Here is a 16,275-nt window from a genome sequence, read left to right on the forward strand (position 1 = left end):
CTACCTATGAAAACTGGCCTGATCATCTTTCTGTTGCTTGCCGCCGGCGGCTTGCTGCTGGGCGTCGCTGGCGTATACGTGCTGGCCGGCCTGGGTTACGCGCTGCTGGCTGCGGCCGGCTCGCTACTGGTCGCCGCGGGCTTCATTCGCAAGGGGTTGATCGGTGGCTAAATCACTCACTCAGATCCTCGGCCAGGCCCTGGTGAAGTCGGCCGAGCCGGGAGTGGCATCGAGCCTGGCGGGCTGGGCGGGGCGCAAGATCGGCCTCACCGACTCCGCCTTTTGGAACACCTTCTACGGCACCGATTCGGCATCGGGGAAGGTGGTCAGCCAGCAAACGGCGCTCCAGCTTTCTACGGTATGGGCCTGCGTGCGCTTGATCGCTGAAACCATCGCCACACTGCCGATCGCCTTGTACGAGGACAAGAACGGTGCGCCAGTGGTGGCCAGCTCTCACCCGGTCAACTTCGTCATCAGCCAACAGCCGAACGCTGACCAAACTCCGGTGGAGTTCTGGGAGAACGTAATGGCCAGCCTGCTCCTGCAGGGGAACGCATTTTGCGAGCCCCACCAGAGCGGCCGGACGTTAACGAGCTTAGAGTTCCTGCTGCCGCAGAACATGTCGCCCCCGCGGCGCCTGGCGGACGGCTCCATCGAGTACCGCTACACCGACAACTTCGGCAAGCCTCACACGCTTACCGAGGATCAGATGGTTCACGTTCGAGCCTTCGGGGTGGACTCGCTTTGCGGCCTGTCGCCGCTGGCCTACGGGCGGCAGGTACTTGGCTCGGCCATGGCCGCTGATGAGTCGGCGGCGAAGATGTTCGCCAACGGCATGAAGCTGGGCGGAGTGCTGTCCACCGACCAGATCCTCAAGCCGGACCAGCGAAAGGACATCCGCGAGGACATGATCAAGCAGTTCTCCGGCGCGACGAACCACGGCAAGACGATGGTTCTCGAAGCGGGCATGAAGTACCAACAGGTATCCATGACGCCCGAGGATGCCCAAATGCTGCAGACCAGGGCGTTCAACGTCGAGGAAATTTGCCGCTGGTTCCGCGTGCCGCCCTGGATGGTCGGACACACGCAGAACTCCACCAGCTGGGGTACTGGCATGGAGCAGCAGATGATCGGCTTCCTGTCCTTCACCCTGTTGCCCTGGATCAAACGCATCGAGATGTGCGCCAACCGGCGCCTGCTGCGCCCAGATGAGCGGCGGCGCTTCTACGTGAAGTTCAACCCGGAGGGGCTATTGCGCATGGACAGCGCGGCGCGGGCGGCCTTCTACAGCTCGATGACGCAGAACGGGATCTACACCCGAGACGACTGCCGGCGCAAAGAGAACCTGCCGCCTGAAGGTGGGAACGCGGCAAAGCTCACCGTGCAATCCAACATGCTGCCGATCGACAAGCTGGGCGAAGACCCCGGCGGCGCCAACCAGGCTAAGGCGGCGCTGCTCGACTGGCTCAACGACCAGCCAAGAGGTAATACCCCATGAGACACAAGGATCGACTGGCGGCGGTCAAGTACCGCTCCTTCGACTATGACGTGAAGGCTGTCGGCGACGACGGCCTTTTTTCTGGCTACGGCTCGGTGTTCGGCGTGGTCGACAGCTACAACGAGGTGGTCGCGCCTGGCGCCTTCCTTGAGTCGATCGAGGAAGCCAAGGCCAAGTCGCGAACCTTCCCGGTCCTTTGGCAGCACCGAACCGGCGAGCCCATCGGCAGCTGGGACATCAGCAGCCTCAAGGAAGATGATCGGGGGCTGTTTGGTGCCGGCGAGCTCTGGCTGGAAGACGCGCCCTATGCCCGTATCGCGTATCGCGGCATGCAGACCCGCTCCATCACCGGCCTGTCGATTGGCTACTACGTCCGCGAATCGAGCTTCGACGAGAAGACCCGCATTCGCACCCTGACCAAGCTGGACCTGATCGAGATCTCCATTGTCACCGTGCCCGCCAACGACGAGGCGCGCACCGACACCATCAAGTCGAAGCTGGCCCATGGCGGCCTGCCATCGATGCCCGAATTTGAGTTGCTCCTGCGCGAGGCAGGCTTCTCGAAAACTCAGTCTACGGTGATTGCCAACCGTGGCCTGCAGCACCTGCTCCGGAGCGAGTCCGAGGGCGACCTGGCAGCAATCGAAATCGTCGAGGCGTTGAAGTCGCGCCCGGCACTTTCTCTACCATCGTTTTGAGGATTCATCATGCATAACGCCATGAGCAACCAGGCTCGCTCCGAACACCGCCAGTTCCAGCGCAAAGAGCACGCCGAAGACAAGCTGCAACTGAAAGCGGTCAACGATCTGCTCGATGAGCGCGACAAAGAGATCAAGGCGTTCGCCGCCAAGGCCACTGAAGAGATCAAGTCGCACGGCACAATCCTGGCCGATACCAAGACCATCCTCGATGGCCTGGTGAAGGACGGCCTGGGCCTGCAGGACCGCCTGCAGGAGATTGAGCAGAAGATGGCCCGCCGCTTCTCCGCCAACGATCCGGTCGACTTCAAGTCGGCTGGCGAGGAGCTGACCGAGTGCGACGACTTCAAGTCGCTGCAAACTCGCGGGCGCGGCATCGTCCGCGTGGGCCGGAAGGCCGTGACCAACATTACCAGCGCTACCACTGGCACCGGTGGCGTCGGCGTCGGCATCCAGCCGACCCGCGTGCCCGGGATCGTGGTGGGTCCCGAGCGCGAGTTCACCATCCGCGACCTGATCATGCCAGGACGCACCGGCTCGAACGCGGTCGAGTTCGTGCAGGAAACCGGCTTCCAGAACATGGCCGCACCCCAGGCGGGTGAGGGGGCCGCGAAGGCCCAGTCCGATCTGTCCTTCGGACTGAAGACCACCAACGTCATCACCATTGCCCACTGGTTCCGCGCTTCCAAGCAGGTGTTGTCGGACATCCCGCTCCTGCAGAGCTACATCAACGGCCGCGCGATCTACGGCCTGAAGTACAAGGAAGAGGAGCAGCTGCTGGCCGGCGACGGCACCGGGCAGAACCTGCTGGGTCTGATCCCGCAGGCCACCGCCTTCAACGAGGCGCTGCGCAAAACCGGCGACACCAAGATCGACACCCTGCGCCGTGCAATTCTGCAGGTGCGCGTTGCCGAGTACCGTGCTTCGGCCATCGCGCTGAACCCTGTGGACTGGGCAGACATCGAGCTGACCAAGGACGCCAACGGCTCCTACATCTGGGTGAACGTCCAAGAAGGCGGCGTCCAGCGTCTGTGGAAGCTGCCGGTGGTGGACAGCAACGCGGTGCCAGAGGGCGAGTTTCTGGTCGGCGCGATGAACATCGCGGCCCAGGTATTCGACCGCGAGGAAGCGGCTGTCGAGGTCTCCACCGAAGACGGTGACAACTTCCGCACCAACATGGTCACCATCCGCGCCGAGGAGCGCCTGGCACTGGCGGTGTATCGCCCAGAGTCGTTCGTGCACGGTGAATTCGAAGCCACCCCGTAACCAGCTCAGGAGCGCGCCCGGGAAACCGGGCGTTACCGCACATGCCAGACGTCAAAGTCAAAACCATCAAGGGTTTCAACAACGGTGGCGAGTACGTCAAGCGCAACCGAGAAATCACCGTCGACGAGCTGCGTGCTCGTGACTTGCTGCGCAACGGCCTGATCGAGGAGTACGCCGTGAAGAAAGCCGAGGAGCCAGAGAACAAGAAGGCACCGGAGCCGGCCAATAAGGGCGGCAAGGGAGCGGCCACCAAGCCCAAGGAGTGATCCATGTCCGTGATCGCCATCGACGTGGCCATGCATCATCTGCTGGCCGAGCCGGAGGATCAGGTGCTGGTCCAGGCGCAGCTTGATGCGGCAGAGGAGGCGGCCATGCAGTTCCTGAACCGCCGCTTCTACCTGGACCAGATATCACTCGACAGCGCCCGTGCCGGCGTATCTGCTTCCCTGCAACAGGCCAAGGAGGCAAACGCCGCGGCTGTCGCTGCAGCGGAGGCTGAGCAGGACCACTCGCTGCGCTGCCGACTGCTCGACCACGCCCGCCAGGCTCTGGCCGATGCGTATGGCCAGGCCGACGCCATCGCCTACGGCATGGTGCTCAACCCCTCTATCCAGGCGGCTTGCCTGTTGAAGCTTGGGCACCTGTTCGCCAACCGCGAGGACGTGGTGACCGGCACCATTGCCACCGAGCTGCCGCTGGCCTCGCAACACCTTCTGATGCCATACCGCATCCGGATGGGTGTGTGATGCAGGCCGGGAAGCTCCGGCACCGGATCGATATCCAGGAGCTGGTGCCAGTGCGCGATCCGGTGACCCTGGAGTTCGGCGAGCCTGAATGGGTAACTCGATGGCCAAAGTGCCCGGCGCGCGTAGAGGATCTATCGGCGAGAGATTTCATCTCGGCCCAGGCCGGCCAGGCACAGGCCACTGGCAGGATGGTAATCCGGTACCGACCAGGTGTTCTTCCAACCATGCGCATCCTTTACCGGGGCGATGTGTACAGCATCGTCGGGCCACCTCTGGCCGACGACAAGTCCGGCCTCGACTATCTGACGATCTTGGTCGAGAAGGGGGTGAAGGATGGCTGACGGCGTCGAGTTCAGCATCACCGGGCTGGAAAGCCTGCTGGGCAAGCTGGACGCCGTCAGCTACGACGTTCGCCGCAAGGGTGGTAGGGCCGCGTTGCGCAAAGCCGCCCAGGTGGTGATGCAGAACGCCAAGGAGCGCGCCGAGCGGATCGACGACAAGGCCACTGGGCGATCCATCGCTGACAACATCGCCCTGCGCTGGAATGGACGGCTGTTCAAGCAGACCGGCAACCTGGGGTTTCGGATCGGCGTGCTGCACGGCGCCGTGCTCAAGGATGGCGGCGACCTCAGCCCGAACGCACCGACGCCTCACTGGCGCTTGCTCGAGTTCGGTACCGAGCACATGGCCGCGGTCCCGTTCATGCGACCGGCCCTGGCCAACAGCATCAGCGAAGTCACCAACACCTTCGTCACCGAGTACGAGAAGGCGATCGACCGCGCTATCCGGCGCGCTGCGAAGAAGGCTGCATCCTCATGACACCACCCATTGAACGCGTTTGCGCGGCTGACCCTGGTGTCACCGCGCTGCTGGGAAGTGGCGTTGACCTGCGCATGTACCCATTCGGTGAGGCGCCTGAAGGCGTGGGCAAGCCCTATGCGGTATGGCAGTTGGTGAACGGCAGTCCAGAGAACTACCTGGCGGGCCGGCCTGATGCCGATGGCTTCACCCTGCAGGTCGACGTGTACGGCACCACCAGCAAGTCAGTGCGCCAGGTGCGCGATGCGATCCGCGATGCAATTGAGTTGCGTGCCTACGTCACCCGCTGGGGCGGCGAGTCCCGCGACTCAGCGACCAAGAATTTTCGAACCAGCTTCGACGTGGACTGGATAGTCCGCCGTTGAGCCAACCAGGCCCGCCAATTGCGGGCATTTTTTTGCCCGACAGGAGACCACCATGTCGATTTTGACCCAAGGCACCCAGGTCTTTGCCCTGGTACCGCCAACCTCTGGCACCGGTCCAATGACCGTGATGGAAGTGGAGTGCGCAACGGCTTTCAACCCCGGCGGATCGCCCAAGGAGCAGATCGAGGACACGTGCCTCAGCTCCAACGAGCGCACCTACAAACCGGGCTTGCGTACACCTGGCCAGGCCTCGCTGACCATCAACGCTGATCCGGACAGCCCGAGCCACATTCGTCTCCATCAGCTATCCGAGGCCAATGGCGACACCACCCTGCGCTGGGCCGTGGGTTGGTCCGATGGTCCCGTGGACGCGGAGGGCAAGCAGACATCCTTCCCCACGGTGGCCACGGCCGGCGACGACTTCGAGCTGCCCGAGGACCGCACCTGGTTCGTTTTCCAGGGCTATGTCGCCGACTTCCCCTTCGACTTCGCCGCCAACGCTGTTGTTAGCACCGCGGTATCCATCCAGCGCTCGGGAGGCTCCGCCTGGATTCGCAAAACTGCCTGAGGTAGCCCATGAAGCTCAATATTGAAACGCTGCAGCAGGTCGGCTCGTTCACTGGCCGGCCCGTTGAAAAGGAAATCACCTGGCGCCAGGGCGGCGAACAGCTCACCGGTACAGTATTTGTGCGCCCTCTGGGCTACCAGACAGCCGTCAGTGATGTTCTGGCTGCAGCAGGCCACCAAGACAGCATCGCCGGTCGCATTGCCGCAGCGATCTGCAACGAGGAAGGGCAGCCTGTCTTTTCGGTCTTGGATATCACCCATGGCCCTCTGGATAAGGCTGAGCTGGCGAAAGACCCGAAGAGCACCAAGCGCCTTGGTGCCTTGGACGGCAACCTCACCGTAGCGCTGCTCACCGCCATCCATGAGGTGAACAACCTGGGAAAGACGACGAGCTCACCGACCTCGACGAGCTCTGGCACGAACTCGTCCTCGCCGGAGTCGGCGGCCGCACGATCGCGGAAGCGCAAGAAAACCTGAGCCTGCGCGAATTCCATTCCTGGGTGAAGTACCAGAGGCGTCGCGGCTCGCTTCACGTGGGAATGCGCGTGGAGCGAGGTGCTGCATTGCTGGCATCGATGCTGGCCAACCAGGTCCGTGACCGCAAGGTCCGACCAGAGCCTTATGCCCCCGATGATTTCATGAGGCATGGGGATCAGGTAGCCGCCAGTTTGGACCTGGCTATGGCGACGTGGACCTGATGGTTTTGGTCATTCCGCGAGGAGGTGGTAGATTGCCACCCTCTACGGCAGGGAGACAGGGAGCCCAGGTCATGTCCGCAAATTCAGCACCATTTGATGCAGTGCCAATGCTTATAGGGATGGTTGTACTGTACTTCCTTCCATTCATCATCTCGGTAGCGCGCCGCCATCACAACAAAGTACCGATATTCTTTGTGATCTTACTTCTCGGCTGGACCGGTATCGGGTGGATTGCAGCCTTCATTTGGTCTGTGAGCGCGGTAAGACATCCGGACTCACAGCAGTCTGTGATCCAGTCAAAACCCGAACCATCTGAGCAGGCTTCCTATCAGGAGCTTGAAAAGTTGGCAGCATTGAAAGAGCGCGGTCATCTTACTCCTGAAGAGTTCGAGGCCGCGAAAGCCAAAGTCCTCAGTAGGTAGTTACCGCCTCAACATAAGCCCGCTTTGCGGGCTTTTTTTTTGCTCGGAGAAAGAGATGGCCTCAAAGTCATTAGGCACTTTGACTCTGGATATTATTGCCCAAGTTGGCGGTTTCGTAGCAGGGATGGACAAGGCCGAGCGAAGCTCTGCAAAGTGGCGCAAGGAAGTTGAGAAAGGAGCTAAGGCTGCAGGAATTGCCGTTGGCGCTGGGGTTGCGGCTGGTGTCGCAGCACTGGCAACTTTTACCGTTTCCACCGTGCAGGCTGCTGGAGAAATCACCCGATTCGCTTCGGTCGCTGGTAGCACCACGACAGAATTTCAGAAGTACGCCGCTGGCGCTAAGGCAGTAGGCGTCGAAAATGACAAGCTTGCCGACATTTTCAAGGACGTCAACGACAAGGTCGGCGACTTTCTGTTGAATGGCGGTGGCGAGCTTCAAGATTTTTTCAAAACAATCGCCCCCAAGGTAGGGGTCACCGCTGAGCAGTTTCGCAATCTGTCTGGCCCTCAGGCATTACAGCTGTTCGCAACTAGCCTGCAAAAAGCTGGGTTGAGTCAGGCCGAAATGACGCAACAGATGGAGTCGCTGGCAAACGATGCGACCCTACTACTCCCACTTCTGCGGGACAATGGGGCCGGGTTTGCGGTGCTGGGCGACGCAGCTGAGAAAGCCGGCGCCATCATGGACGAGAAGACTATTGTCGCCACCCAGAATTTGGCAGCAGCTGGATGGCTAGCCGAACAGTCCATGGCGGGGATAAAGAACCAAGTTGCTGCTGCCCTGATGCCTACCCTTGCTGATTACTCAGGCATTTTATTTGATCTGAGCCAAGACACCGAGTCGGTAACCGCGCTTTCAGAGGGCCTGCGCGTTATCTTGGACATCAGCGCCAAATCCGCCTTGGCTGTGGCGTATGCCTTTGAACTTACCGGGCGATCGATCAAGGGGCTTGTTACGATCATCGGTGGTGCTTTTGACGGGGTTGACCTGTCAAAGCCTACTGAGGTAATCGGAAAGGTCAGGGAAAACTCTTCGAAGCTCGCAGCTGGTGTAGCTGACGATCTGGACAAAATGGATGCCCGCTACAACAAATTGTGGGTGAAAATCGACCAGGCTGGCTCCTCCAGTCAGGCTAGCGGCAAGATCAAAGAAATTGCTGACGCTCTCGCTTTATTGAATAAGGAGGGGGCTCGCGGAACATTTAAGGCTCCGACTGCCGACGCGCAAGCTGCAGCTAAGGCCGCTGCGAATGCTGCGAAGCAGCTTCAGTCCCAGTTTGAAAGCAGTGAAGAAGGCTATCGCCGACAAATTGCGCTCATTAATACCGAGGTGGATAAACGCAAAGACGCAACGGAAGTCGCTAAACTGCAGTTTGAAGTGGAATCCGGCAAGCTGAAGGGCATCACATCGCTGCAGCAGGTCAAGCTGAAGGGCCTGGCCGAGGAACTGGACAAGCTCAAGCAGCTCAAGATCGCGAACGAGGAGAATGCCAAGGCCGCGTCGTATGCCTCGACTTTGGCCGCGGCCAATGCGACAGCTCAGTCTGGTCTGAATATGGAGTTTGTAGGCGCTGGCATGGGGAACAAGACCCGCGAGCGCCTGCAGGGCATTCTTGAGATACGCCAGGAGTTCGACCAGAAGTACGCCGATCTACAGGCCCAGCGCAACTCTGGAGACATCAGCGAGAGCCTGTTCAAGCGGGAAACGGAATTGCTGCAATCCTCGCTGGAAGAGCGCCTGTCGATGCAGGTCGACTACTACAGCAAGCAGGATGAGCTTCAGACCAATTGGCTGGATGGCGCCAAGGACGCCTGGCAGGACTATGCCGATCACGCGCGCGACTTGTCATCGCAGATGTACGACGTGACGAGTAACGCGCTCGGCAGCTTGGAAGATGAGCTGGTCGGGTTCGTAAAAACCGGCGAGTTCAACTTCAGCGACTTCGCAGAGGGCATCGCGGATGACCTGCTGCACATGCTCGTGAAAGTCGGTTTGCAGATGGCGGTCAATGCGGCCATCGGTGATGCGGCTGCGGCGTCGTCCGCCGCCTTGGCCGCAGCGACCGGTACTGCCATGGCGGCCGCCTACGCTCCCGCGGCTGCTATGGCCTCCCTGGCGTCGTTCGGTGCCAACGCCGCGCCGGCTTCTGCTGCCATCACCAGCACCACCGGCTTGGCCAGCAGCTTGGCCCTAGTCGGTATGGCGCACGATGGTATCGACAGCGTGCCGCGTGAAGGCACCTGGTTGCTCCAGAAGGGGGAGCGCGTTACCACTGCTGGGACGAGCGCCAAGCTCGACCGCACCCTCAGTGACATTCAGGCATCCAGCAGTGGCCAGGGTGTCAGCAGTTCGATGCCGCCTATCCAGCAGCATATCGTGGTGCAGGGCTCTGCCGACGACGCAACGTTGTCGCGGATTCAAGAGGCGGCACGTCAGGGCGCCCAGCTCGGCTATCAGATGGTCCTCAAGGACTTCCGCAGTAACGGTCCTGCGCGGCAGCAGCTGCGCAAGGGCTGATACACAGCCAGGAGAACATGAATGGCTCAATGTCAGAAGGACACCGATAAAGCCGCTGCTGAGGCGCTGCTGCTGGCGCGTATCCAAGAAGCGGCACGTCAGGGTGCGCAGCTCGGCTATCAGATGGTCCTGAAGGACTTGCACAAAGGCCCTTCTCAGTAACCAGACCGATCACCAGGAGTACCTACATGGCAATCGCATGGCCGGAAGGCCTGTGCCCGAGTGAAATGACCTGGGGCGTCGTCTACAACAACCGGGCGTTCACTTCGACTCTGTCGAATGCCCAGCAGATCGTGGGTTACCCGGGGGCTTACTGGCAGTGCCAGCTGACGTTCTCCGCGTTGTCCCGGGATGAGGAACGAATCTTGACGGCGTTCATTGGCCGCCTGCAGGGCATGTTCAACACCTTCAACTTGCCGGCTTTCACCCGTACGCGCACCGACTCGATTGGAGAGCCCGTGGTGGTCGCGGCCGTTGCCCAGGCCTCCTCGATGCGGCTGGGGGGGGTGACGCCGAACAAGAAGGTGTTCTCTATGGGCGACTACATCACCATCGGCGGGGTCATGTTCGAAGTCATCGACGATGCCACCTCTGACGCTGCCGGCCAGGTGGTGGTCAACGTGAACAAGCCGATCCGCAAGGCCATCGCTGCTGGCGCCGCAGTCGAATACAAGGCGCCGTATGCCGAGATGCGCAGAGCCAGTGACACGCATTCGCTGACGCTGCGCCCTTTGGTGGCCAATGACGCACTCGAGTTCAGGGAGGCTTTCTGATGGCGGGTTCATTCCCCTTCAGCCAGCAAGTGGTCGACATCATCGGCCAAGGCCGCTTCATGGCGGTCTACGCATGTCAGTTGGATTTCCCCGACGGCATGGTGTTCGCCCATACCGGCACCGGTGACCTGGTGCTGGACGGCATCACCTACCAGGGTGTCGGCACCTTCGGCGAAGTTGGCCAGGCCCAAGAGAGCAGCAGCTCTGGATCGCCAATGAGCGTCGAACTAACCCTCAATGGACTGGACGCCACAATCATCAGCGAGACCAGCCTGAAGGGCTGTCGCGGGCGAAACGCCAAGCTGCTGTTCGTGGTGATCAACCAGGCCGGCGAGTACGCGGCCGACATTCTGTTCAGCGGGCGCATGGACGCGGCCCAGTTCGCCTACAGCGGCAACGGCAGTGACGGCAACGCCATACGGGTGCCGATCATCGACCGCATGGCCGAGTGGAGCCGAATCGCCACCGAGCGCTGGACCGATGAGAACCACCGCGCCCGCCATCAGGATGACCGCTTCTTCTTTGCCGTCGCCCAGATGGCCGACTGGCCCATCTACTGGGGGGCCAGCAAGGACGCACCTTCCTTCAGCTACGAGTAGACCATGCGCAATCGAGACTGGACCACCCAACTTGCCCACACGATCAAGGCCGCCACTGAGCGGCCTTTTTCATGGGGCGAATTTGACTGCTGCCTGTTCGCTGCCGACTGCGCGGTGGCGGTTTGCGGTACCGACCCGGCCGAGCAGTACCGGGGCCGCTACACCACCGAAACCGGTGCGAAGCGCCTGCTGAAGAAGATTCACGGCTCACTCGATGGCGCCTGGGACGCGTGCTTTCAGCGCGTCAACCAAGCGTTCATTCAGCGCGGCGATGTGGCGATGTACGACGGCGAGAACGGCCGCGGCGTGGCGGTGTTCTGGGCCGGCGAATTCTGGTCGGTGACCGAGGATGGGGTAGGGCGTATCGCCTGCGAGCCCCTGGTTGTCTGGAGAGTTGAATGAGCAAGGCAGTCAGGAAGGTTGCGCTGGTCGCCGCCGGCGCAGCGCTAGGATTCGTCACTGGCGGCATTGGCTTCGCCATCATCGGCGGGGCCGTGGGCCTGTTTGTCGGCTCTCAGCAGGATGCCGCGCTAAAGGGTGGCAGTGTCAGCAGCGAGCCGTCGGCACAGACTGTGCGCTCGTCGAAAGCCCCGGCTCGGTTCATCCTCGGGCGAGCAAACACCGGTGGCGTTCTGGTCTGGGCCCAGGAGCAGACTGGCGATCAGACCGATGGCGAGTGGGTGCACCTGGTGTACGTACTCAGCGAGGGCGCAATCGCTGGACTGGATGGCATCTATCTGGGCGAGGAGGAGATCGCCACCTACGGTGAATATGCCTCCTACGAGCTGCTGGTAGATCCATCCCAGGTCAATGCCTTCCTGAGGGCGAACTGCCGCGACTGGCGCGACACTCAAATCGGTCGGGGTCTGTCGTTCGTTCGGCTCTCGCTCAAGCACAATGCCGAGAAATTCCCGTCGGGCATCCCTGACGTGCGCTTCGTAGTGCGCGGTCGAAACGATATCTACGACCCGCGCACCGGTATGACCGGCTACAGCGACAACACGGCGCTGCACATGCTCTGGTTCCTGCGCGCCCGGTGCAAAGTGCCGGATGACGAGATTGTTTTCGAGACCTTTGCCAGCGCTGCGAACGTGTGCGACGAGGCCGTGGCCAACGCCGACGGCACGGCGGGCATTCGCTACCGTACCGGTTGTGTTATCGGCGCCGACGAGCAGCGCACCCAGGTTATCCAGAAGTTGGAGGAATCCTGCGCAGGCCAACTGATCCGCGTCGGCGGCAAGTGGATGATGCAGGCCGGTGCCTACTACGGGCCGTATGACTTCGAGATCACCGAGGACATGATCGTCGGCACGGTCTCGGGCACCACCGAGGTCAACAACGACTCTGCGATCAACATCGTCACCGGCACGTTCATCGATCCCTCGCAGACCTGGGCCGAGACCGACTTTCCCGAAGTGCGGATTCAGCAATGGGTGGATGAGGACGGTGGCGAGGCAGCCGAATCGATGTCGCTCGGGTATGTGACCGATGCCTACCAGGCGCAGCGCCTGGCCAATATCAAGTTGCGCCGGGCGCGTGCCGGCGGCTCGCTCCAGCTGCCAATGAACTTTGCTGGCTACAACTGCAGGCCGGGGCGCGTAGTGCGCGTCAATCTTCCGTCCCTGAACATCATCGGGGAGTTCATCGTCACCGACTGGAACATGGCCGCCGACGATGGTTGCACGGTGACGGTCTCCCAATATGAGCCCGCGATCTTCGACGATGCCGTGGGCCAGCCGTACAACCCCATCGGCTTCATCAGCCTACCGGCCGGCGGCCTGGGCAGTCCTACCAATCTGGCCTGGGTGCCCGACGAGACTGCCGAAGTCACCCAGGGCGTGCTGAGCTGGACGCAGCCGGCGGGCATTGTCACGGGTTATGCGGTCACCATTCGTCAGGGCAGCACTGCGGTGCAGGCCCAGCAGGTGCCCGAGACGACTTTGCAGCTGCCGATTGCCGGACTGTCTTCGGGCAACTACACGATGAGCGTTGCCGCGCTGGGTCCGCTGACCAGGTCCGGCGAGGCCAGCATTACCGTGAACATCGACGGCCCGCCGATTCCAGAGGCGTGCACGGTGCAGTCCACGATCGACACCATCACGCTGTTCCCGAGCAACGTGCAGCACGGGCTGAACGGAGGCACCTACGAGTACTTCTACAGCGAAGACCCGCAGGCTCCCGCTGTGCAGGCGACTTACCTGGGGCAAGGCCTCAGCCTGACGCACACCGGCCTGGCGTTCTTCACCAACTACTTCTACTTCATCCGCTCCCGCAACGCCTACGGTGTCAGTGGCTTCCTCAAGATCGCCGCGTCCACCTCGAACGACGTCACCGCCATGCTGGCAGCGCTGTCGGGCAAGATCACCGAGAGCGAACTTGGCCAGGACCTGCTGGAGGAAATCCAGAAGATTCCTGGCCTGGAGGAGCAGATCGCCGCGCTGGATGGGCTCAAGGCCTACGACAAGGATGAGGCCTACCAGAAGGGCCAGATGGTCGTGGTTGATGGCCGCATCTACCAGGCGCTGCAGCCTGTTCCAGCAGACGCCTCTGGTGCGAATGCTCCACCCAATGCCGCGCTTTGGGGCGACGTTGGCCAGTCTCTCGAGACTGCCAATGGTCTGGCCCAGCAGGTGGCCACCAACACCGCCGACATCGCCGAGGTCGACGGCAAGGTCACTGCTACGGCAGGCAGCCTGCAGGCGCTGCGCGCCTCGGCCCGTGATGACGACGGGGAAGGGGAGCTGCTGGATGCGCTGAAGGGCTGGGACAGTACCGCCAGCTACGCCCAAGAGGTCAAGGTGCGCGCAGAGGCCGACTTTGCACAGACCCAGCGGACCACGAATCTGGAGGCCCGCGTCGGTGGCAATGAAAGCCGCCTCACCACGGTTGAAACGACGGTTGCGACCAATCAGCAGGCCACGGCCACGGCGATACAGCAGCTGAACGCCTCGGTTGCCGACAACTCGGCAGCGATCCAGCAGACCTCTTCGGCCTATGCCGACACCGCCGGCAAGCTGACCACGATGTGGACCGTGAAGATGCAGCTAAATGCCCAGGGCCAGTACGTGGCGGCGGGTATCGGGCTGGGCATCGAGAACGGACCGGCCGGCCTGCAAAGCCAGTTCCTGGTCAGCGCCGACAGGTTTGCGGTGGTGAACGGGGTGAATGGGACGCTCTCTTCGCCGTTCGTGGTGCAGGGCGGACAGGTCTTCATCAACCAGGCGTTCATCAACTCGGCCTACATCCAGACGATCGTGAACAGCGGAACGCTCAGGTCACAGGCCGTGGACGCTCAGGGCCGGCCATTGATCGAACTGAACATGGTCACCGGCGTGTTCACCTTCCGTGGCCAGGATGCCAGCGGCAGCGTGCTCATCAACAACGGCGGGATCTACGTTTATGACGCCAACGGCATCGAACGCGCCGCGCTGGGGAGGATGACCTGATGGCTGACATTTATGGGCTCCGGACGAAGGATGCGTCTGGGGCCATTACTCTGGACACGACCATTACACCGATCCGGTCTCTGAAGATGATGCAGGTCGTGGGAAACAACGCGTTCGACCAGTACATCGCGATACCAGAAATCCAAGCGGCGTCCTTTGTCGTGGTTGACGCCCTGTTTGACGGCGGTGACAACACCTGGAGCCCGCCCGCTTGGGCAACTACCGGACAGCTGCAGCTGCGACAGCCAGGCACCAGGACCTGGCAGGTGATGATCCTGTCGCAGGGTGGCGAGCCGTTTTCGGCAGCAGGCAGTTATGGGATCAGGGCCGCAAACAACAATATCCGCACGCAGATCGACTCGATCAACCGGGTGCTCAGCGTCCGGTACAACGGACGCATGAACATAGGGTTCCAGGGGGCTGGAAGCGGAACTCAAATTCAATACGGAACTGTGACGTTTCCTCAGCCTGTCACCACTTATGAGCGTCCGCTGATCTTCCTGAATGCTGACAACTACATGATGGTCGGAAACTTCTTCGTTACGGGATCCCCCGGGAACTGGACCGGGTTCCGTATCAAAGCCTACAACAACCAGCCAGCACACGGCAGCGTTGCGTTGAACCCGATGATGATCAACTGGTTCTGTGCTAGCTACATGACGCCGAACACACCAGTGGATGCTTACGGAGCTTCGGTGCGGGACGCGGCAGGCAACAGGACATTCGTCACGTCGGCCAACTTGGCCTTGCTTAACAGCCAGCCAGCCAACAACTCATTCGCGACCGCAGGAACGCCCATCACCGGTGCAGGTTATTACGCCTCGCCCGCGCAAATGGCTTGGACCGGAAATTATGCTGACTACGTCCTTGCGAACGCGCTGTTCTCGGTGACAAACGTTGTGCAAACCACCCAACCATTCAGGGCGAATTTCGGAGGATTTCTGCCTGGAAGGCGCGACGTGCTGCAGATGTACTGCGAGAACTTCGACGGTATCAACGCGCTCAGCGTGAACGGTCGAACCCTCTTTGCATCCCGCCCAATGAAACCCCTTTGAAAGGAAACACGCATGCCATGGTACAGATCAGGCACGGTCGCGATCACGGCCGGCCAAACATCGGCGGTCGGCACGAATACTGACTTCGCCGCGAATGCCAGGGTGGGGGATGCCTTCCAAGGGCCTGACGGCCGTTGGTATGAGGTGGCCAACATCGCGAGCGCTACGGTGCTGAGCATCCTGCCGGCCTACCAAGGGGCTACCGTATCCGCTGGCGGGTATGGCCTCGCTCCGATGCAGGGCTACGTCAAGGACTCGGCCGATGCGTTGCGGGCCATCGTCAACCAGTACGGCACCAAGCTCGCCGCGCTGGGCACCACGGGCAACTACGACATCTTGCCAGTAGCAAAAGGAGGGACTGGCGGCACCACTGCGGCAGATGCTCGTGCTGGGTTGGGACTTGGCTCTGTCGCAACAGAATCAATCCTACCAGTTGCAAAAGGTGGTACGGGAGGTGCCAGTGCCTCGGCTGCCAGGACTAACTTAGGCTTAGGTAGCGCAGCCGTAGCGACCCTCACGACCTCTAACTACGATTCCACTGTCGGCAGCGTACTACGAGTAGGGGACTTTGGTCTGGGTGGGCCAGGCGGCGGCGTCATTAAGGCGCCGAATTTGACATACGTCCCTGGATTCTCGCGCTTTAACGGTGAAGAAGCAGGCGTTCCGCACCCAGGAACCGGCGGATCGGTCCTGACAAACACCCTGGGTGGTTCCTATATCCAGCAGATTGCCCAGGACCCATCTGCTGGTATTTACAACCCCTACGTAGCGGTTCGGCATTTCTCCGCACAGGGCAGCCCAGGCC

At 61.4% G+C, this 16,275-nt stretch carries 20 protein-coding genes and 1 pseudogene; all 21 read left to right on the forward strand.

Annotated elements, in window-relative coordinates; genetic code table 11:
• The first annotated feature begins 6 nt into the window (after positions 1-6).
• Entirely contained in the window at positions 7-171 is a 165-nt protein-coding gene (locus tag L6D64_RS16780; protein WP_176507141.1) for a hypothetical protein, read from the forward strand.
• Positions 164-1,498 (forward strand): phage portal protein, encoded by a 1,335-nt coding sequence (locus tag L6D64_RS16785; RefSeq protein WP_176507142.1) that lies wholly within the window; start codon positions 164-166, stop codon positions 1,496-1,498. The genes L6D64_RS16780 and L6D64_RS16785 overlap by 8 nt, the downstream gene beginning before the upstream one ends.
• Entirely contained in the window at positions 1,495-2,196 is a 702-nt protein-coding gene (locus L6D64_RS16790) for an HK97 family phage prohead protease (RefSeq protein WP_176507143.1), read from the forward strand. The genes L6D64_RS16785 and L6D64_RS16790 overlap by 4 nt, the downstream gene beginning before the upstream one ends.
• Positions 2,197-2,205: 9 nt before the next feature.
• Positions 2,206-3,462 (forward strand): phage major capsid protein, encoded by a 1,257-nt coding sequence (locus L6D64_RS16795; RefSeq protein ID WP_050492188.1) that lies wholly within the window; start codon positions 2,206-2,208, stop codon positions 3,460-3,462.
• A gap of 41 nt (positions 3,463-3,503) precedes the next feature.
• Positions 3,504-3,728: a hypothetical protein gene (locus L6D64_RS16800; protein ID WP_176507144.1), complete on the forward strand. Its 225-nt coding sequence runs from the start codon at positions 3,504-3,506 to the stop codon at positions 3,726-3,728.
• Between the two features lie 3 nt (positions 3,729-3,731).
• Positions 3,732-4,208, forward strand: coding sequence for a head-tail connector protein (locus tag L6D64_RS16805; RefSeq protein WP_176507145.1), 477 nt, complete (start codon positions 3,732-3,734; stop codon positions 4,206-4,208).
• On the forward strand, positions 4,208-4,549 hold the full coding sequence (locus tag L6D64_RS16810; RefSeq protein ID WP_176507146.1) for a phage head closure protein: 342 nt from the start codon (positions 4,208-4,210) through the stop codon (positions 4,547-4,549). The genes L6D64_RS16805 and L6D64_RS16810 overlap by 1 nt, the downstream gene beginning before the upstream one ends.
• Complete coding sequence (locus L6D64_RS16815) at positions 4,542-5,027, forward strand: HK97-gp10 family putative phage morphogenesis protein (protein ID WP_176507147.1); 486 nt, start codon at positions 4,542-4,544, stop codon at positions 5,025-5,027. Before L6D64_RS16810 ends, L6D64_RS16815 begins: the two co-directional genes overlap by 8 nt.
• Positions 5,024-5,392, forward strand: coding sequence for a DUF3168 domain-containing protein (locus L6D64_RS16820; protein ID WP_176507148.1), 369 nt, complete (start codon positions 5,024-5,026; stop codon positions 5,390-5,392). The genes L6D64_RS16815 and L6D64_RS16820 overlap by 4 nt, the downstream gene beginning before the upstream one ends.
• A 52-nt stretch (positions 5,393-5,444) precedes the next feature.
• Positions 5,445-5,960 carry a phage tail tube protein gene (locus L6D64_RS16825; RefSeq protein ID WP_176507149.1) on the forward strand — a complete coding sequence of 172 codons (516 nt, stop codon included), beginning with the start codon at positions 5,445-5,447 and terminating at the stop codon, positions 5,958-5,960.
• An 8-nt stretch (positions 5,961-5,968) separates the two neighbouring features.
• A complete protein-coding gene (locus L6D64_RS16830) occupies positions 5,969-6,436 on the forward strand; it encodes a phage tail assembly chaperone family protein, TAC (protein WP_176507150.1) in 468 nt (155 codons plus the stop codon).
• Between the two features lie 2 nt (positions 6,437-6,438).
• Positions 6,439-6,657 (forward strand): phage tail assembly protein T, encoded by a 219-nt coding sequence (locus tag L6D64_RS28645; protein ID WP_443096546.1) that lies wholly within the window; start codon positions 6,439-6,441, stop codon positions 6,655-6,657.
• Positions 6,658-6,728: 71 nt separating this feature from the next.
• Complete coding sequence (locus L6D64_RS16835) at positions 6,729-7,079, forward strand: superinfection immunity protein (RefSeq protein ID WP_176507151.1); 351 nt, start codon at positions 6,729-6,731, stop codon at positions 7,077-7,079.
• A 55-nt stretch (positions 7,080-7,134) separates the two neighbouring features.
• The gene (locus L6D64_RS16840) at positions 7,135-9,597 is read left to right on the forward strand and encodes a phage tail tape measure protein (protein WP_176507152.1); all 2,463 of its coding nucleotides are present in this window, start codon (positions 7,135-7,137) and stop codon (positions 9,595-9,597) included.
• 21 nt (positions 9,598-9,618) lie between these two features.
• Positions 9,619-9,759 carry a hypothetical protein gene (locus L6D64_RS16845; protein WP_176507153.1) on the forward strand — a complete coding sequence of 47 codons (141 nt, stop codon included), beginning with the start codon at positions 9,619-9,621 and terminating at the stop codon, positions 9,757-9,759.
• A 26-nt stretch (positions 9,760-9,785) separates the two neighbouring features.
• Entirely contained in the window at positions 9,786-10,370 is a 585-nt protein-coding gene (locus L6D64_RS16850; RefSeq protein ID WP_176507154.1) for a hypothetical protein, read from the forward strand.
• Positions 10,370-10,969, forward strand: coding sequence for a hypothetical protein (locus L6D64_RS16855; RefSeq protein ID WP_176507155.1), 600 nt, complete (start codon positions 10,370-10,372; stop codon positions 10,967-10,969). The genes L6D64_RS16850 and L6D64_RS16855 overlap by 1 nt, the downstream gene beginning before the upstream one ends.
• Before the next feature lie 3 nt (positions 10,970-10,972).
• A complete protein-coding gene (locus L6D64_RS16860; RefSeq protein ID WP_176507156.1) occupies positions 10,973-11,371 on the forward strand; it encodes a DUF6950 family protein in 399 nt (132 codons plus the stop codon).
• Positions 11,368-14,415 (forward strand): phage tail protein, encoded by a 3,048-nt coding sequence (locus L6D64_RS16865; RefSeq protein WP_176507157.1) that lies wholly within the window; start codon positions 11,368-11,370, stop codon positions 14,413-14,415. Before L6D64_RS16860 ends, L6D64_RS16865 begins: the two co-directional genes overlap by 4 nt.
• Positions 14,415-15,470: a hypothetical protein gene (locus L6D64_RS16870; RefSeq protein ID WP_176507158.1), complete on the forward strand. Its 1,056-nt coding sequence runs from the start codon at positions 14,415-14,417 to the stop codon at positions 15,468-15,470. The genes L6D64_RS16865 and L6D64_RS16870 overlap by 1 nt, the downstream gene beginning before the upstream one ends.
• A 12-nt stretch (positions 15,471-15,482) precedes the next feature.
• Positions 15,483-16,275: pseudogene (locus L6D64_RS16875) on the forward strand (hypothetical protein); the annotation flags it as partial.

Origin of the sequence: Pseudomonas urethralis, assembly GCF_021602465.1 — a bacterium.
GTDB classification, from domain to species: domain Bacteria; phylum Pseudomonadota; class Gammaproteobacteria; order Pseudomonadales; family Pseudomonadaceae; genus Aquipseudomonas; species Aquipseudomonas vlassakiae.